We start from the raw sequence: 17,546 nt of genomic DNA on the forward strand, positions 1-17,546 counted from the left end.
ATATAAAGCTGACAGCCGCTAATACCCCCGCGCCAGCTCCACCAGATTCTCGGGCTGCTCGCCGCGCTGCAGCCGCGCTAGGTTGCTGAGCAGGATGTCGACCTTACCTTCGTCCTCGTGGGGCTGGCCGCCGGCGGTGTGCTGGGTGAGCAACACCTGGGGCAGAGCCCAGAGCGGGTGCTCGGGCGGCAGCGGCTCCTGGGCCGTCACGTCGAGCACGGCGCCGCCGAGCTGGCCCGCCTGCAGGGCCCGGATCAGCGCGGGCTCGTCGGTGGTGGTGCCGCGGCCCACGCTGGCGTACACGCTGCCGGGGCGCATGGCCTGTATGAGGTCGGCCGAAAAAAAGCGCTTGGCGCTGCCGGGCAGGCAGTTTATCACCAGGTCGGTATCGGGCAAAGCCGCGCGCAGCTCGTCTTTGGAGTGGAGCTGAGCCCGCGCATCGGTGCGGGCCAGCAGCCGCACCTGGCACCGAAAGCCGCTGAGCTGCTCCTGCACCGCCAGGCCGATGGCGCCGGCCCCGAGGATGATGACGCGCTGCCCGCGCAGCAGCCGCAGCTGCCGGCGCAGCGGTGCGCCCACCCATTTTTTCTGGTGCTGCAATACGGCCAGCTCATCGAGGTGGCGGTAATGCGCCAAAATGCCGGCCACGATGGTTTCGGCGCAGGGCCAGGCAAAAAAGTCGCCGACGTTGGCCACCGGAAACGGCACCTGCAAGCCGGCATATTGGTCGAAGCCGGCCGAATCAATCTGCCAGAAGCGCAGGCCGGGCGGCGGACCCGGGGCCAGCCAGGCCGGCGGCGGATTGCCCATCAGCAGCTCGGCCGACTGGAAAGCGGCTCCCTGCTCGGCGGCGGACAGCTCGGTGCGAAACAGGACTTCGGTAGCCGGCGGCAGTTGCTGTCGCAGGTAGGTGCGGGCCGAGTCGCTGAGGGTGGAGTAAACAAACAGGCGCATAAGCGGAACGGAAGAAAAACGAGCAACGGGCGGCGGGCGACACCACGGCCTCCAGCGGCCGGGAAGGCCATGGCAAGGCTACTACGGCAGAAACCGGCCCGCCGCCATTGGAAGCGCCCACAAAGGCCCCGGCCAGGTATACGCGCCTGGATCTACGGCCTGCCGCACAAGGTCTTATATAGAATGCTTGTTATTGCCTAATTTTCAAGCATGAAGTGTTGCCGCGCGCTGTTACTTGGGTTACTGTTCTGGGGTGGTCTGATGCTCTCGGGCCACGCCCAAAGCCCGCAGACGCCTGCCCTGCGCCGCGCCCTGGCCCGCACCACGGCCGATACTACCCGGGTGCTGCTGCTGGCCGACCTGAGCGCCACCTTCCGCTACTCGCGCTACGATTCGGTGCGCTACTACGCCAGCCAGGGCCTGGCGCTGGCCCGGCGCATTGGCTACGCCAAGGGAGAAGGGCGCTGCCTCTCGCGCCTGGCTTTGCTGCAGGCCGAGCGCGGCAACCTGCCCCAGGCCCTGCGCACCGACCTGCGGGCCCTGGACCTGCACCAGCTGGCCCGCGACGCCGACGGCACGGCCCGCACCCTCAACCAGGCCGGCCTGCTCTACCAGGCCCTCGACGATTACCGCCCCGCGCTGGCTTACTACTTCCGCGCCAAGGCCATTTACGACCACAGCCCTCACCTCGACGACTCGCAACTGGTGAGCGTACTCACCAACTTGGGCTCCACCTACGTCGGCCGCGGGCAGCTCGATTCGGCCGCGTATTTCCTGAACCAAGCCTACGCGCTGACCACCCGCTCGCGCACCATTGCCCAAAGCTACTGGGGTAACCCGCTGCCCTACGTGCTGCGCGAAATGGGGCTGTTGGAGGCTGCCGAAGGCCGCATCAGCTCCGCCATCGACTATTACCGGCGCAGCGCCCGCGCCGCCCTGCCCGAAAATGACCGGCGCAGCGCCTGCCGGGCCTACCAGTACCTGGCCGAGCTGTACCACGAGCGGGGGCAGGCCGATTCGAGCATCTTTTACGCCCGCCGGGCCCTGCAAACCGGCCAGACCTTGCCCTACGTGGTGGGCGTGGTGCGCACCAGCCGCCTGCTGGCCGATGTCTTTGCCACCCGCCGCCAGCGCGACAGTACGCTCAAGTACCTGCTGATTCGCCAAACCGCCGAGGACAGCCTCTACAACCCCCAGCGCATCAAGCAGCTCGACGCCATCGGCTTTGCCGAGCAGCAGCGCCTGCAGCAACTGGAGAATGAGCGGGCCGACTACGCCGCCCGCCTGCGCAACTACGCCCTGTGGGGCGGCCTGGGGGTGCTGGTGCTGCTGGTGCTCGGCCTGAGCTACCACAACCGCCGTCAGCGCCTGGCCAACGCCGAGCTGCAGCGCCTCAACGCCCAGGTGACCCACCAGAGCCAGGAGCTGACCGCCCAGCGCGACCGGCTGGCCGAAATGCTGCAGGGGCTGCGCACCGCCCAGCAGCAGCTGATGCTGCGCGAAAAAATGGCGTCCCTGGGCGAGCTGATGGCCGGCGTGGCCCACGAGATTCAGCAGCCCGCGCAGGCTATCCGCAACCTGGCCGGCGTGAGCGAGCAGCTGTGCCAGGAGCTGCGGCAGGAGCTGGTGAAGGGCGAAGAGCTGCAGCCCGCCGACCTGGAGCTGCTCGATGAAATGCTGCTGACTCTGGCCCGGCACCAGGCCAAAATCAGCCAGCACAGCCAGCGGGCGGGCAGCATCGTGCGCGGCATGCTGGAGTACGGCGGCTCGCAGCCGGCCGCCAGGCAGCCCACCGACCTCAACGCCCTGGCCGAAGACTACCTGCGCCTGACCTACCACGACATGCGCGCCAAGCAGCGCAACTTCCACGCGGCCCTGTTGCCCCGCCTCGATCCGGCCGTGGGCACCGTGGAAGTGGTGCGCCACGACCTGGGGCGCGTGCTCATCAGCCTGTTCGCCAACGCCTTCTACGCCGTGCAGGAGCGCCGCCAGCAGACCGACGCCGCCACCGACGACGCCTCGGAATACGTGCCGCAGGTGATGCTGACCACCGAGCGTACCGGCCCGCAGCAGGTGCGTATCTGTGTGCGCGACAACGGCCTGGGCATCCCGGCCGAAGCCCAGCCACATGTGTTTGAGCGGTTTTTCAGCACCAAGCCCGCCGACGAAGGCCCCGGCCTGGGCCTGCCCCTGAGCCGCGACATCGTGCACAGCCTCGGCGGCACGCTCACCTTGCACACCGAGCCCGGCGCTTTCACCGAGCTGGTGGTGACGCTGCCCGTGCCCGCCGTAGCGCCGATAATGGCGTAAGGCCGCGGCCGTAGCTGGCCCAGGCAGCCAGATAGGTCGGATTAACTGGCGCCGCCCGCCGCCCGGCCGGCCGCACGGCCCGAGAAGATGCAGCCGCCCAGGAAGGTGCCTTCCAGCGCCCGGTAGCCGTGCATGCCGCCGCCGCCAAAGCCGGCCACTTCGCCGGCGGCGTAGAGGCCCGGCACCGGCTGACCATCGAGGCCGAGCACGCGGCTACTGAGGTCGGTTTGCAGGCCGCCGAGGGTTTTGCGCGTGAGAATGTTCAGGCGCACGGCAATGAGCGGGCCCGCTTTGGGGTCGAGCAGGCGGTGAGGCGGGGCGGTGCGGACGAGCCGGTCGCCGAGGTAGGCACGGGCCCCGCGGATGGCCGTAATCTGCCCGTCTTTGCCGAATGGGTTGGTCAGCTGCGAGTCGCGGCCGCGAATTTCCCGCTCCAGCGCGGCCAGCTCAATCAGCGGCTCGCCGCCTGTCAGCGCGTTCATACCCTCGACCAGCGCCGGCAGGGTGTCGCGCACCACAAAATCGGCGCCGTGCTGCATGAAGGAGGCTACCGGCCCGGGCACCCCGCCGCGCACCCGCCCGAAGGTCTGCAGCACGCTCTTGTTGGTCAGGTCGGGGTTTTGCTCCGAGCCCGAAAGGGCAAACTCTTTGCGGATAATCTTCTGCGTCAGCACAAACCACGAGTAGTCGTAGCCAGTGTGCATGAGGTGCTGTAGGGTGCCCAGCGTGTCGAAGCCGGGGTAGAGCGGGCCGGGCAGGCGGCGGCCCCGTGCATCGAGCCAAAGCGAGGAGGGTCCGGGCAGGATGCGGATGCCGTGTTGCGGCCAGATCGGTGCCCAGTTCGCTATGCCCTCGGTGTAGTGCCACATCCGGTCGGGGTTGATGATGCGCCCGCCGGCCCGCTCGGTGATGCCGAGCATGCGCCCATCCACGTGCGCGGGCACGCCCGAGAGCAGGCGGCGCGGCGGCTCGCCGAGGCGGGCGGGCCAATTCTGGCGCACCAGCTCGTGGTTGGCCCCGATGCCCCCGGCCGTGACGATAACCGCCTGCGCCCGAAACGTGAAGTCGCCCACCACTTCGCGCGAGGTGGGCTGCCCGCGCTCCGCCTCGCTGGGGGCCAGCACTTCGCCGCCGGCGCCCACCACCGCGCCGCCCTGCACCAGCAACTCACTCACGCGGTGCCGAAATTTGAAGGTGAGCAGGCCGCGCCGGGCCGCTTCGCGCACGCGCTCCGCGAAGGGCGCCACCACGGCCGGGCCGGTGCCCCAGGTCACGTGGAAGCGCGGCACCGAGTTGCCGGGGCCCAGGGCGCCGTAGCCGCCGCGCTCGGCCCAGCCCACCACCGGAAAGAAGCGGATGCCGCGCTGCCGCAGCCAGCTGCGCTTTTCGCCGGCCGCAAATTGCACGTAGGCCTCGGCCCAGCGCCGCGGCCAATGGTCCTCTTCCCGGTCGAAGCCGGCGGTGCCCAGCCAGTCCTGCCAAGCCAGCTCGTAGGAGTCGCGGATGCCAAGGCGGCGCTGCTCGGGCGAGTCGACCAGCAGCAGGCCGCCGAACGACCAGAACGCCTGCCCGCCGAGGTTTTGCTCGGGTTCCTGGTCGAGCAGCAGCACGCGGCGGCCGGCGTCGGTCAGCTCGCAGGCAGCCACTAGGCCCGCCAGCCCGGCCCCGATGATGAGCACGTCGGCTTCGGCGGTAGAAGTGGGGGAAGTCATGGGAATGCGCGGTAGGAGTGAGGCCGCCAACTTACACACTTCTCCGCACCGACGCTTCAGTAAAGCGAGTAGCCCAGACTGGCGCTTAGCTGCGCGTATTGGTCCACCGCGTTAAGCAGTAGCGCAACGCGCAGCCGCTGGACGTTGCGACTAATTTCGCCCTGCCATTGCCAGTAGCCCGGCCACCGCGTAGCCGTAAGCTGCAACGTGAGACGGGAAGGTTGAAAATAATGCCGGATACCACCTTCATAACCGAAACCCGTGCTCCGTTCATCGATGATCCGGGCACGTCCGACGCCCAGCAGCAATACGGGTAGACGGTGGTAGAAATCGGCCTCCACCGTTAGGCTATGGCTTCTGAATTGGAGCGCTGAGGGGGTATTGCGCACAGCTTGCTGACGGATGCCTATATCGAAAGTACCTAAGCGGCTAACGTGCAGACCGAGCCATTCAAGCTGGAGGTGCTGTTGGAAATTACGCCGAAAATCAGTCTGATAGCCAATGGTAGCCCGCATCGGCAAAGAAAACCGGTAGCCATATACTTGGAGCCGTCCGCCAAACGGTGTGTGACGTAATCCGCTGACCAACTCAATAATTGCATCGGGAGCTAGGTTGCACCGTGTGCCGCCGCTGAGAGCTACACGGACTGAATCAGTAGTGACTACCAGCTGCTCGGCGGTTATGTAGCCGATAGATGAGAAACTCAATGAAATGCTCGTACTGTCAGCGGGCATGCACTTTAGTGAAAACGTGCCGTCGGTAGCAGTGCTGGTGGCGTTGTCACTGCGGCACTGCATCACCGTAACGCCAGGTATTCCTTCACCAGTAAAACGGTCCGTCACCCGCCCGACGATGGTGCGTTGCGCTAGCAGGGGCATACTCAGCAGTAAGCTGAGGCATAAGACAAAAAGCAGCTGCATGGGAATAGCCAACAAGGTTCGGCTATTGGATGCCGCCATCTACGCAATTACACAAGCCAGTACTCCCGAAAACGGTCGGCAAGGCAAATAACGAACGGCCCTGGCGCCCAAAACGCTCCGTGAGCAAACCTGTAAGGCTGCACAATCTACGGCGGCGCCTCCCGGCTACTCATGAAGCCCTTTGTGCGCCGTAGTTGGGTGTCACGAGTACTCACGAGACATATTTCCAATCAGCAAAAGCTGTCACGAGTACTCATGACAGTCTAATCAAATCAACAAACCCCTCCACGAGTACTCATGAAGCCCTTGGCAATCTGCAAGAGCCCGTCGTGAGTAGGCGGGGCGGGGTTGCGGCTAATGCAACAACGGCCCGCGAGTACTCGCGGGCCGCTACGCACAACCAAACAAGAGCTCCAGCTTAGGCGGCCGAGGCGCGGGCTACCGGGGCAGAGGACTTGAGGCTGTACTTGCGCACCTTGCCGAAGTCGAAAAAGCGGTACACGGCGGCCGGCTCGTCGAAGTGCAGCTCCAGTTGGGCCTTCACGCGGCGCAGGGCGCGGGCCAGCCGCAGCCAGTCGCCCGAAATGGACACGCGGGCCGCGTCGATGATGGCCTCGGTGATGGTGCGGGCGTTGTCGGCCTGGGTTAGCTGCTGGTACACGGCGCGGGCGTCGGCGGGCAGGGCGGGGTAGTGCAGAGCCTCGTAGTGGGCTTCGTAGAGGGCCAGCAGGCTTTTCGACTGCTGCAGCAGGTTGACCTGATCGAGCCGGGCCAAGCGGCTCTTCTGGTACTGCCGAAAGTCGGCGTACACCGGCAGCTTGCGCAGGCGGGGCGTCACGTAGTCCTTCATCGTGTCGTCGACGAAGGTGAGCCAGTCTTTGCGGGCTGCCCGGAAGGCCTCGGTGCTACCGGCCGTGGCCCCACCGGCCTCGGTCAGGCTCACCTCGAAGGCATCGAGGGCGGCGGCCAGCTCCGTGAGGTGGGGGGCGAAAACGGCCGGCAGCTCGGCCTCGCGCAGGGCCGTGAGCACTGCCGTGCCCAGGGCCTTGAAGTTGACGCGGGAGATGGGCAGCGTCGTGAAGAAATTGTCGAAATACAGCTGGTAGGCAGGCATATGCAATAACCTTAACCGGTGAACAAACAGGCCCGACCAAGGGCGGGGCCAACCGGGTGCAAGGTATCAGCCCGCCCAACGCGGGGGTACCCGTGCCAGCGCGGTATTTATACTAGTGCCAGCCCGGATTTTTAGGCCTCAAGGCTGGTTCTCCGCGCGGCCAGGCGCTGCCGGTACAGCGCCGCGGCCAGCAGCGCCAGCACCGGCAGCGTCAGCAGCCATTGCCCGCCGAGGGTGAGCAGCACGCGGCGCCGGTGCCCGCCGGCTGGCTCGTGCACCAGCTGATAAAACAGATAAAGGTGAAAAACCGAGTAGGCCAGGTTGGCCACCAGCAGCAACACCGTACTGCTGCGCACCGCCCAGCCGGGGCGGGGCAGGTCCTTCGGGCGGGGCCGCAGCAGCCCCAGCGCGACGACAAACAGGTAGGCTGCGTTCAGGCCGTGCAGCGCCAACAACGCCCGCTCGCTGGGCTCGGGGCGGGAAAGCCCGGCGGCCTCGCCGAAGGTGTGCGACACGAGGTAGTGCAGCAGGGCCAGCACGGCCTGCACAAAGGCCAGCGCGACGACGCCCAGGAGTCGGAGCAGCCGCATCTTAGGCGCCGAGCTGCTTGCGCACCTTCAGGGGCAGCTTTTCCACCACCAGCCGGTACGATTCGCGGATGAGCTGCGCCCAGCGCGTCGGGTTCAGGCGGGCTACGTCGTCGAGGTGCACCCAGTGGTAGCGGGCCAGGTGCGAGGCCGGCGCAAACCCGGGCTGCCCGATCAGCTGCTCGAACTGCTCGGGCGTGGCCTTGAACGAGGCCGTGGGCGGCACCTCGTCGGGGGAGGTGATAAGGAACATCTTCCCGCCCACGTTGAAGCACAGGTGATGGTCCCACTTGATGTCTTCGGTGACGCCGGGCAGCTGGTGGCAGAGGGTTTGCAGGTCTTCGATGGTCATGAGCAGGCACGAAAGTTCAAAGCTACCTCGCACCGCCCAATCAGTAGGCAGCGCTACCGGCCCTGAATGCCGGGGTAGAGCTCCGGCACCGGGTCGCTCTGCACGTACTGCTTGGTGCGCACGTTGAGCAGGGTGAGGCGGCCACCGTAGCCCGCGCCCTGGTCCACGTTCCACACGTTCTGGTGCTGCTCGGGCGCGGGGTGGGCGGGCCAGGTGGGCGTGTGGCCGATAAAGCACTCGTGGTAGGCCGCGGCGCGCTGGTGCTGCTGCCACAGCTCGCGCGTCCAGAACAAATCGAAGGGGTCCTGCTCGGCTATGGGTAGGGTGGGGTCGTAGCCGGCGTGCACGTAGAGGTTGCCCAGCTCGTCCTCGTGGTAGGTTTGCTGCTGGCCGAAAAACGCGTTGAAGTGGCGGTCGAGGCGTTCGGGCGGGCCGGTGCGGTAGGCGTCGTAGGTGGCGCGCCCGCCCTGGCTGAGCCAGCTCGGGCTGACGTCTGCGGCGGCGGGCTGGGTGGCCATCCACGCGGCCGTCCACCAGTCGTGGTTGCCGGCCAGCCAGATGCTGTTCGGAATGGCCAGCAGCAGCTCTACGCAGCGCGGCGTTTCGGGCCAGCCGTCGGCCACGTCGCCGAGCTGAATAAGCCGGTCGAGGCCCGGGCGGAAGGGGCTGCGCTCCAGCACCTGCGCCAGGGCGCGGGCCGCGCCGTGGATGTCGCCGAGGACGTAGGTTTCCATGGGTGGCTTTTACGCGGCTTCAGCAGCCGGGGCTGAGGCGGATGGTGCGCAGCAGGCGTAACGGCAAAAGCATCAGATGCGGCCCAATTGAAAGTCCTGGATCAGGCGCTGGGTTACGGCATGCAAGTGCGCCCGCCCGAGTTGCTCGTAAGGCAGCAGCATGGCTTGCAAAAGCTCGACGGCTCGTTCGTGGCTCGTGGCCCAGGTGTGCCAGAATGCCTCTTTCAGGTAATACAACTGCGAGCCATACAAGGCCTCGTTGCGGCAGTCATCGGCGAGTTGTTGAAAATCGGCGGCTTCATCAGCAGCACTCGGATTGTAAGAGCGGTGCCGGGTCCTGAAGTATTGGTCGGGCGCAAATACGCCGACGCCATCCGAAGTCGGTTGCCAGTGCCAGCCCGCGCGAGCCGCTGGCTGCGCACGAAACTTAGCCTCAAAATACCGCCAGCGCTGCTTTTGAGTGGCAATGGCTTCGAGCCCGAGCGTTTGCAGCAAACCAGCATACCGGGCACGAACGTCTGCATCTTCCTCAAGCAAATTTTGCCACAGCTCCTGTGGGTTGTGGGCTAGCAAGATGGCGCCGTCGCTATCCATTGGGCAGATTTCCGCAGCCGGGTAGGATGGGTGGCCTTCCTCGTGCATCACGAAACCGTAGTGAATTCCGTCGCCACCGGTGCGGGCGAAAGGAAACAGCTCCGGCGGCGTCTGCGAGTACCGTAGCGAGTAACCACCAAGCTCTACTACGCCAAACAGGTCCCAGGCAATATCCTCCAGTGTGGTGCCGTACGTGGATGCAGCAGCCTGAAGCTGGTACACGCCCGCCAGGAATTGGGCCGGCATTTCAGCGCCGAAATACGAGCGGGCATTTTGGGGAGTAATAAACATAGAGCGGAAAAATAGCCGGTAAGAATTACGCGCCGAAGCCACGGCAGCAACTGCCGCGCCGCCCGCGCCCGGCAGCTCAGCCAGAAACCGAGCAGAACACCTATAACATGATCATGCGAGGGGTGCAACCCGCTCCTGCAACGCGTGTCTAGATGAAGTGAGTTATATTGGAGCTAAGTTGCGCCACTCCGGGCCGGCCGGTTTGCCTCCGGCCCGCGCATACTTACGGTTCTCCCGCCCGCATCCTCGTTTCCGCTTTTTCCCGCCCACCGCATGGCGCCTTTTCGCTCTTCCCTCGGTTTCTTCTCGGTGCTGCTGCCGGGCTTTCTGCTGACCATTCCCGGCTCCTTCACCCCGCACGCGGCAGCCCCGGCCGACGGCGTGCCGCCCCAAAAAAAGCAGGTGCTGCTCGGCACCGTGGCCCAGGGCATGACGGTGGCCCACGTACAGCCCGAGCAAATCGACGACGCCTTCTCGCGCCGCGTGTACGCGCTCTACCTCAAGCGCCTCGACGCGGGCAAGAAATTCCTGCTGCAGAGCGACATCAAGCAGCTGCAGCGCTACGAAACCGGCATCGACAACGAGGTGAAGCAGGGCAAGAGCGAGTTTCTGGACCTGAGCACCAAGCTCATCAACCAGCGCCAGCGCGAGGCCCAGACCATCTACCGCGAGCTGCTGGCCCAGCCCTTCGACTTCACGGTCCAGGAAACCTTCGAAACCGACACCGACAAGCTCAGCTACCCCGCCGACGAGGCCGGACGCCGTGACCTGTGGCGCCGCCTGCTCAAGTACCAGACCATGACGCGCCTCTCGGAGCTGATGGACGAGCAGGAGCGGCAGCAGACCAAGGCCCTGGCCGCCGCCGGCGCCAAGCCCTCCGACGCCACCATGTCGGCCCCGGTGCGCACCGCCGCCCAGCTGGAGGTCGATGCCCGCAAGCAGGTGCTGAAGTACTACGACGAGTACTTCAACGACCTGCTGCAGACCGACGAGGCCGACCGCCTGACCGCCTTTGCCAACACCATTGCTAATACCTTCGACCCGCACTCGGAGTACTTCGCGCCCAAGGACAAAACCAACTTCGACATTGCCGTGACCGGCCGCCTCGAGGGCACCGGCGCCCAGATGGGGGAGAAGGACGGCCAGATCCTCGTCACCTACATCGTGCCGGGCTCGGCCTCGCACCGCCAGGGCGAGCTGAAGGCCGGCGACGTGGTGCAGCGCGTGGGCCAGGGCGCCGCCGAGCCGGTAGCCGTGGAGGGCATGCGCCTCGATAAAGTGGTGCAGATGATCCGGGGCAAGAAGGGCACGGAGGTGCGCCTGACGGTGAAAAAGCCCGACGGCAGCGTCAAGGTCATTCCCATTATCCGCGACATCGTGGTCATCGAGGAAACCTACGCGCAGTCGGCCGTCATCAACGAGGGCGGCAAGAAAATCGGTTACATCCTGCTGCCCAGCTTCTACGCCGACTTCAACCGCAACGGCGGGCGCAACTCGGCCCAGGACGTGCGCCAGGAGCTGGAAAAGCTCAAGGCCCAGAACGTGCAGGGCGTGGTGCTCGATCTGCGCTTCAACGGCGGCGGCTCCCTCTACGACGCGGCCGAAATGGCCGGCCTCTTCGTGCCCGGCGGGCCCATGGTGCAGGTGAAAAGCCGGCAGCGCGCCGCCGAACTGGTGAGCGACCCGGACGGCAGCACCCAGTACGACGGCCCGCTGGTGGTGCTGGTGAACCGCTACAGCGCCTCGGCCTCCGAAATCCTGGCCGGGGCCATTCAGGACTACCAGCGCGGCGTCATCATGGGCAACACCACTTACGGCAAGGCCACGGTGCAGCGCGTGTTCGAGCTCGACGACATGATGAACCCCGAGCTGGCGGCCTACAAGCCCTTCGGCTCGCTGAAAATGACCATCCAGAAGTACTACCGCGTGACGGGCTCCAGCCCCCAGTTCAAGGGCGTCACGCCCGACATCATGGTGCCCGACGCCTACAGCACCCTGGCCGACGGCGAGCAGGACACCGACTACCCGCTGCCCTGGGACGAAATCACGCCGGCCAAGTTCCAGCCCTGGACCGCCGCCCCGCCTGTGGCCAAGCTCAAAGCCGCCAGCAACGCCCGCGTGGCCGCCAACCCCTCGTTCCGCCTGCTCACCGACGCGGTGCAGACCATGGCCAAGCGCCGCGAGGAAACCCGCGAGTCGCTGAGCCTAGCCAGCTACCGCGCCCAGCAGAAGGAAGGCCGCGCCCTGAACGAGAAGTTCAAAACCATTCAGCAGCAGACCGCCGCCCTGAACGTGACGGCCCTGACCGCCGCCCCGGCCGATAGTGTGCAGAATGGCCGCTCCCAGCGCTTCATCGCCCCGCTGCGCAAGGACCTGACGCTGCGCGAAGCCGTAGCCGTGCTGCAGGACGAGTTGTAGCCGCTGCTACCCATTCATGAAAAACGCCCCGCCGCGAAGCTTCGCGGCGGGGCGTTTGACGTTTGTGGGAAAGCGAATCGACTACGCCTCCTGCTCCACACGCGGGCGTTCCTCCACGCGGCGCGGCTCCTTGTCGTCGCCGGGGCGGTGGTTGTCGCGGGTGTTTTTCTGCACGGCAATGGCGGCAAACAAACTCAGGGTAAACGACATGGCGTAGAAGCCCTTTTCGCTGAGCGTGAGGGTGGCATTCCACAGGCCTACTATCAGCAGCACCACGCACAGCACCGTGGAAAACCAGCTGATGGCGTAGTACAGGTTGGTCACCGGAATGCCTTCCAGCCGGTCGCGCACGCTCTTCTGCACCGAAATGGCGGCGAACAGCCCGTACATGAGCACGGCGAAGTAGTAGCCCTTCTCATTCAGAGCCATCTGGGCATTCCACAGCCCGACGATGTAGGCCAGCATACCGATGAGCAGGGCGGCCCAGGAGGCACCGACGAAAGCGGAAGAGGGTTGTTGGTTCATGGCAGCGCAGTTGCGGCGGAAACAGGATTACGTCCGCCAGTTGACATTAGTACGGGCTAATATACTGGCTCAGACGCGCCGACGCTTCGCCAAAAGCCCGGTGTATCTGACTTTTGGCGAGGCGCCTACGAGGACTGCCGCCTGCTAGCGCAGCAGCGGAATTTCGCGCTCCTGCACCACCACCGTGTCGCCGGTGCCGAGCAGGCTTGGCAGGGTTTCGCTCAGCATATTCCACTCGCCCGTGTAGGCCGTCTGGCAGCCGCCCGACTGCACCAGGTAGCTGAACAGCGGAATCGACAGATCCTTCGCCCGGGCCTTGAGCACGCGCACGCGGCGCACCTGGCAGTACTGCGAATAGCCCGTCACCGGCGGCATGGCCTGGCAGGTTTTGTCGTGGCGGGCCTGGAGCACCGCCTCGGCCAGCTGGTTGACGCGCGTCATGCAGCCCGTGGTGATAGGCATCATCACGCGGGCCGTGTCCAGCTGCCTGAGCAGGAGGGCACCGGGCGTCCGGTCGGTTATTTCGGTGCGGATGCTGTCGACGGAGGTGGGCGTGGTGGTGGTGAGCGTGGCGCGGTTGGCGCTGCGGAACGTCAGCGTGAGCGTGGTGTTGCCGACGGGCACGTCGGTGTGCGAGAAGTAGCCGGCCGCCCAGGGCCGGCGGGCCAGGAATCGGTCCACCTGAGCCTTGTTGTTGATGACCCCGTTCTGGGTATATATCAGGATGGGGCTGGAGGCATAGATGGTGGGCCCGGTGTGGTAGCGGCCCGTCGCGTCGTACCGGATTACCAGGTCATCGAAGCTCTCGTTGGGAACGTCGTGGCAGTTGGTCAGCAGCAGGGCCGTGGCCGCCAGGGTGAGGGAGGTGAGTAAGCGCATTTCGCGGATAGTAATGAGTACGGCAGCAATGGAGGCTGTAAAGATAGCACCGCCCGCGCCCGGGCAACGCCTGGTAAGTCGGTTGGATCGGTAGGCGCTTTTGAGGGTGGAGCCGCTAAAAAAGCCCGCCCGTATCGTACGGGCGGGCTTTTCTGTATGAGTTGCGTGCCGCCTACTTGGCGCTTTCGTCGCCGTCGACGGGCTTGCTCTCGGTGTGCACCTTGGCCGCCACCAGCTCGTCGGGAATCACGTTGCTGGCCGTCACCTGCACCTTGTTCATCAGGCCCGAAATGACGCGGTTCTGGCCGGCCATCAGGGCCTTGTAGCCGTCCTTGGCCACGTCGGCGGGCTGCATCATGCCTTTCTTCTCGGCCACGTTTTCGGCGCGGGTCATGTCGGCCTTGTTGAAGAAGTCGGTGTCGGTCAGGCCGGGCAGCAGGTTGGTGATGGTGACCTTGCTGTCCTTGTTTTCCTCCTGGATAGAAGTCGCGAAGGAGTTGACGAAGGCCTTGGTGGCGTGGTAGACGGCCTGCAGCGGGCCGGGCAGCTGCCCGGCAATGCTGCCCACCAGCAAAATCTTGCCCTCCTGGCGAGCCAGCATTTCCTGCAGGTAGAGCTTGGTCAGGGCCACGTAGGCGCCGCAGTTGAGCTGAATGATGTCCAGCTCGCGCTGAATGTCGGTGGTGTCGAAGGTGCCGTACTGGCCCTGCCCGGCGTCGTTCACCAGGATGTCGACCCGCAGGCCCTGGCCCTTGACTTCGTCGTAGAGCTCGAACGGGGCCTCGCGCCGGAACAGGTCCTTGGCAATGGTGGTGACCTGCACGCCGTACTGCTGCTTGATTTCCTGGGCCGTCTGGGCCAGCTCCTGCTCGTTGCGGGCGACCAGGATGAGGTTGTGCTTGTCCTGCGCGAAGCAGTTGGCCAGCTCGCGGCCGATGCCGCTGGTGCCGCCCGTAATCAGGGCCGTTTGGGTGGTTGCCATGATGGAATAAGGACGTTTGGTTGTAGCTACAGCCTAACGCACCAGTTCGCACCCCGGTTATGGTCGGGCTTGGCCGAAGTTCAGCCCGCTGCTACTTCTTCTGCAGGTACACCAGCGTCGACTGGTTGGAGGGGCCGTATTTGTCGTTGATCAGGAAGTAGCCCTCCTTGTAGCCCGCCAGGCCTTCCCAGTTGTAGGTCATGTATTCGGCGGGCAGCTCCATCAGCGGCTTCCAGCTCAGCTTGCCGCCCTTGTAGCGCACGCTGATGAGGCGGCAGTAGTTTTTGTAGCCGCTGCCTTCCTGCACGAGGCGGGCGTTGGCATCCCCGGCGGCGGGGCGGTACACGGCGTCGTCGTCGCCCTTGTAGAAGTAGTTGATGGCCGTGAAGCGGTCCGGGCCCACGCTCACCATGTCCGTCACGCGGAAGGGCAGGCGGGCCACCGGCACGTAGCGCGGCACCTCGCCCGAGGCCGTGGTGGGCACCTCGAAGGCGTAGTTGTCGCGGGCGAAGTAGTTGTACTCAAATAGGGCCAGCACCTGCTGGTGGTAGCCGACCAGCGACTCGAAGCCCGCGTTGTGCACGTGGGTGCCGTTGGTGGGCGCGGGCTTGGGCAGCGGCACCAGGTAGCCCGGGTCGAGGCTGATGCGGGTGGCGGCGTCGTCCACCGTGCCCCGGATCAGGTAGCAGTAGGCCGAGGGCGTGGTGGTTTCGATGGACATGTAGGCCACGTCGCCGAGCATAGTCAGGCCCTCCAGCCCCTCGTAGGTTTGCCCGGCGCTGTCGAGTCGGGCGCGCACCTGCTCCAGGCCCTGAATGGCGTACTTCTTATAGGCCAGCTCCCGGGTCTTGTCGGTGAGCTGCTGGTCGACGCTGGCCAGGTCCACGGCGTACACCTTGGCCTCGGCCCGCTCCTGCAGTCGGCTTTCGGAGAGTAGCAGCAGCTGCGCGCCGCGCAGGTACAGGCCCGAAAACTGGTTGTTCTTGTCGGCCAGCTCGCGGGGCAGCGTGAGGGTGCGGAGGTTGAACGGGGTCTTCTGGGCCAGGGCCAGGGTGGCGGGCAAGCTCAGAAGGAGGAGAAGAACGAGGCGCTTCAGGGGCGACATACGGCAAACGGATAGGTAACACGCCCGCGACGAGGGGCGGCGCAACACAAAGATGGGCAGGGAAGGGCGTTGTCGAGTGCGGCAACGGTCCTTGTCTCGCCTAACCGCCCCGCCGGCCATGCGAAGGCGGCATCTGCGTGGCTGGTGGTTGCTCGGCCCCGGTTGGTACGGAATCAGACCGGCCCGCTGGGGTGCTTTCTGGCCGGTAAGACGTGGGACCGGCTAAAAATAAACGCCGCTCCTGACTGCTCGCGCAGGAGCACTCAGGAGCGGCGCACGGGCAGCCGAGCAGTCGGCTACGGAATCAGGCGGTCGGCGCGCAGCTGCTCGAACAGGTCGAAAAACGAGTCCTCCGTGGACTGGTACAACAGGAAGCCCCGCTTCCGGCTTTTCGTCATGTCGGTCATCACCTCCAGCGGCCGGCCCAGGTCCAGGTCGGTGTGCCAGGGCGAGGTCAGGCGGTTCAGGTCGGGCTCGGCCAGGCCGTGGCGCTCGGCAATGGCGCGCCACAAATCGGCGTCATTGGCCAGCTCGGCTTCCAGGGGGCGCACGGCGCCGTCGAAGCCCGCCGCCTCCACGCCGAACCAGGCGGCCAGCCGCGGCCACAGCCAGCTCCAGCGGAACACGTCCCCGTTGACGATGTTGAAGGCTTCGTTGCGAGCGGCGTCGGTGGTGGCGGCCCACACCAGCTGCTTGGCCAGCACGCGGGCGTCGGTCACGTCGGAGAGGCCGTTCCACTGGGCTTCGGAGCCCGGAAACTGAAACTTGCGCCCAGTCTCCTTGCAGATGGTGGCGTACACGGCCAGCGTGGTGCCCATGTTCATCTGGTTGCCCACGGCCTTGCCGATGACGGTGTGCGGGCGGTGGATGCTCCACGTAAACCCGTCGCGGGCCGCCGCGGCGTACACCTCGTCTTCCTGGGCGTAGTAGAAGTTGTCGAGGGCCAGGCGGGGCTGCTCCTCGCGCAGGGGCGTGAGCGGCAGCGTGCCGCTTTTGGCGTAGGCATCGAAGGGCCCGAGGTAGTGCTTCAGCCCGGTCACCAGCGCCACGTGCTGCACCGTGCCCTTCGGCGAGAGGGCCGCGAGCAGGTTGCGCACCATGCCGGCGTTGACGCGGATGTTCTCGGCCTCCGTGTCCTGGCGCAGCCAGCTGGTGATAAACACGTGGGTGGGCTGCACCTCGGCCAGGGCCGCGGCCAGGCCGGCCGGGTCCAGCAAATCGGCCGCTACCGGGCGCAGGCCGGCCACGTCGGTGCCGGGGTTGCGGGCCAGGCCGTAGGTAATCCAGCCGCCCCGCAGCAGCTCCTGGGCCAGGTTGCTGCCGATGATGCCGCTTGCGCCCACGACCAAGGCAATATTATTGGAGTCAGAAGTCATGATGCTGTTCGAGGCTGTACCGGCACGGAATTGCGCGGTAGAAGCCTTGGGAACAGCTGAAGCCGGGAATGGTTGCCGGTGGGTGGCTACCGAACGCCGCTCAACGGGCCATCGAAGGCCGGTACGCCGCGGGCCGCCGCCTGCGGATTGCCCGGCATGTCAGGCCAGCACGATGCGCTTCGGGGCCATTTCCACCGCGTAATCCTGGATTACCTGCCGCAGAATCTGCATGTCGCGGGGGCAGCAGCGGGCAAACTCCTCCCAGTTGGTCAGGGTAAGCTGCTCCGGCATTTCCACGATGGCCACAACGGAGTCCCAGAAAGCGTCCCAGCTCGGGCCGTACCAGTCTTCAAAGCCCAGCTGCTCCTTGAACAGTTGGTGAATGGCGGCTTTGCTGGTGATGCCGGTCAGGTCGAGAGTCATGGCAGATGAAGGAACATTGGGTCAGCTAGTACGGTTGCAGCCGCTTCGGAGTCGGGTGCCGCCCCCGTTTCGGCGGCGTACCGGATGCAACGCCCCCTGCGCCGCCTGGGCGGCAAGGCCGGCAGCCTTGCCAATAGCCGCTCCCGCCTGGGCGGCAGGCGCTGAGGCAGTACAAAAAACCAGTCCCGCCTAGGCGGAATGCCCTTTCAAGCGCTAAAAACATCTTGCCGCCTAGGCGGCGACAATTCTTTATCCGCTGAAAGCTGCCCC

Annotated in this window: 16 protein-coding genes; 2 read left to right on the forward strand and 14 right to left on the reverse strand. The window is 65.7% G+C overall.

Translation table 11 applies throughout. The features are described 5' to 3' along the window. Positions 1–18: 18 nt before the first annotated feature. Positions 19–954, reverse strand: coding sequence for a D-2-hydroxyacid dehydrogenase (locus FDY95_RS11855; RefSeq protein ID WP_138077974.1), 936 nt, complete (start codon positions 952–954; stop codon positions 19–21). A gap of 210 nt (positions 955–1,164) precedes the next feature. Between FDY95_RS11855 and FDY95_RS11860 the strand changes: the two genes are divergently transcribed. Then, positions 1,165–3,264 carry a tetratricopeptide repeat-containing sensor histidine kinase gene (locus FDY95_RS11860; protein ID WP_138077975.1) on the forward strand — a complete coding sequence of 700 codons (2,100 nt, stop codon included), beginning with the start codon at positions 1,165–1,167 and terminating at the stop codon, positions 3,262–3,264. A gap of 41 nt (positions 3,265–3,305) precedes the next feature. On the opposite strand, the gene FDY95_RS11865 is transcribed toward FDY95_RS11860, so the two are convergent. From FDY95_RS11865 to FDY95_RS11895, 7 genes are all read right to left on the reverse strand, one after another. After that, the gene (locus FDY95_RS11865) at positions 3,306–4,976 is read right to left on the reverse strand and encodes an FAD-binding dehydrogenase (protein WP_138077976.1); all 1,671 of its coding nucleotides are present in this window, start codon (positions 4,974–4,976) and stop codon (positions 3,306–3,308) included. A 56-nt stretch (positions 4,977–5,032) separates the two neighbouring features. Next, positions 5,033–5,896, reverse strand: coding sequence for a carboxypeptidase-like regulatory domain-containing protein (locus FDY95_RS11870; RefSeq protein ID WP_171025653.1), 864 nt, complete (start codon positions 5,894–5,896; stop codon positions 5,033–5,035). Positions 5,897–6,314: 418 nt separating this feature from the next. Next, a complete protein-coding gene (locus FDY95_RS11875; RefSeq protein ID WP_138077978.1) occupies positions 6,315–7,010 on the reverse strand; it encodes a hypothetical protein in 696 nt (231 codons plus the stop codon). Positions 7,011–7,141: 131 nt separating this feature from the next. Next, the gene (locus FDY95_RS11880) at positions 7,142–7,600 is read right to left on the reverse strand and encodes a hypothetical protein (protein WP_138077979.1); all 459 of its coding nucleotides are present in this window, start codon (positions 7,598–7,600) and stop codon (positions 7,142–7,144) included. A 1-nt stretch (position 7,601) separates the two neighbouring features. Next, a complete protein-coding gene (locus tag FDY95_RS11885) occupies positions 7,602–7,949 on the reverse strand; it encodes an MmcQ/YjbR family DNA-binding protein (RefSeq protein WP_138077980.1) in 348 nt (115 codons plus the stop codon). A 53-nt stretch (positions 7,950–8,002) separates the two neighbouring features. After that, positions 8,003–8,683 (reverse strand): metallophosphoesterase, encoded by a 681-nt coding sequence (locus tag FDY95_RS11890; RefSeq protein WP_138077981.1) that lies wholly within the window; start codon positions 8,681–8,683, stop codon positions 8,003–8,005. A 72-nt stretch (positions 8,684–8,755) separates the two neighbouring features. Beyond that, entirely contained in the window at positions 8,756–9,568 is an 813-nt protein-coding gene (locus FDY95_RS11895; RefSeq protein WP_138077982.1) for a hypothetical protein, read from the reverse strand. Positions 9,569–9,841: 273 nt separating this feature from the next. On the opposite strand from FDY95_RS11895, the gene FDY95_RS11900 reads away from it, so the two are divergent. Further along, a complete protein-coding gene (locus tag FDY95_RS11900) occupies positions 9,842–11,986 on the forward strand; it encodes a carboxy terminal-processing peptidase (RefSeq protein ID WP_138077983.1) in 2,145 nt (714 codons plus the stop codon). Between the two features lie 81 nt (positions 11,987–12,067). Here the strand turns inward: FDY95_RS11900 and yiaA are convergent, their stop codons facing one another. From yiaA to FDY95_RS11930, 6 genes are all read right to left on the reverse strand, one after another. Beyond that, positions 12,068–12,511, reverse strand: a complete 444-nt coding sequence (gene yiaA / locus FDY95_RS11905) for an inner membrane protein YiaA (protein WP_138077984.1) — start codon at positions 12,509–12,511, stop codon at positions 12,068–12,070. Positions 12,512–12,655: 144 nt separating this feature from the next. Further along, the gene (locus tag FDY95_RS11910) at positions 12,656–13,390 is read right to left on the reverse strand and encodes a hypothetical protein (RefSeq protein ID WP_138077985.1); all 735 of its coding nucleotides are present in this window, start codon (positions 13,388–13,390) and stop codon (positions 12,656–12,658) included. A 172-nt stretch (positions 13,391–13,562) separates the two neighbouring features. Continuing rightward, a complete protein-coding gene (locus FDY95_RS11915) occupies positions 13,563–14,372 on the reverse strand; it encodes an SDR family NAD(P)-dependent oxidoreductase (protein WP_138077986.1) in 810 nt (269 codons plus the stop codon). Positions 14,373–14,463: 91 nt separating this feature from the next. Next, positions 14,464–15,435, reverse strand: coding sequence for a hypothetical protein (locus tag FDY95_RS11920; protein WP_138077987.1), 972 nt, complete (start codon positions 15,433–15,435; stop codon positions 14,464–14,466). Positions 15,436–15,773: 338 nt separating this feature from the next. Continuing rightward, complete coding sequence (locus FDY95_RS11925; protein ID WP_138077988.1) at positions 15,774–16,853, reverse strand: SDR family oxidoreductase; 1,080 nt, start codon at positions 16,851–16,853, stop codon at positions 15,774–15,776. A gap of 159 nt (positions 16,854–17,012) precedes the next feature. Further along, a complete protein-coding gene (locus tag FDY95_RS11930; protein WP_138077989.1) occupies positions 17,013–17,276 on the reverse strand; it encodes a barstar family protein in 264 nt (87 codons plus the stop codon). Between the last annotated feature and the right edge of the window lie 270 nt (positions 17,277–17,546).

The sequence above is a fragment of the Hymenobacter jeollabukensis genome (assembly GCF_005771675.1).
Classification (GTDB): Bacteria; Bacteroidota; Bacteroidia; order Cytophagales; family Hymenobacteraceae; genus Solirubrum; species Solirubrum jeollabukense.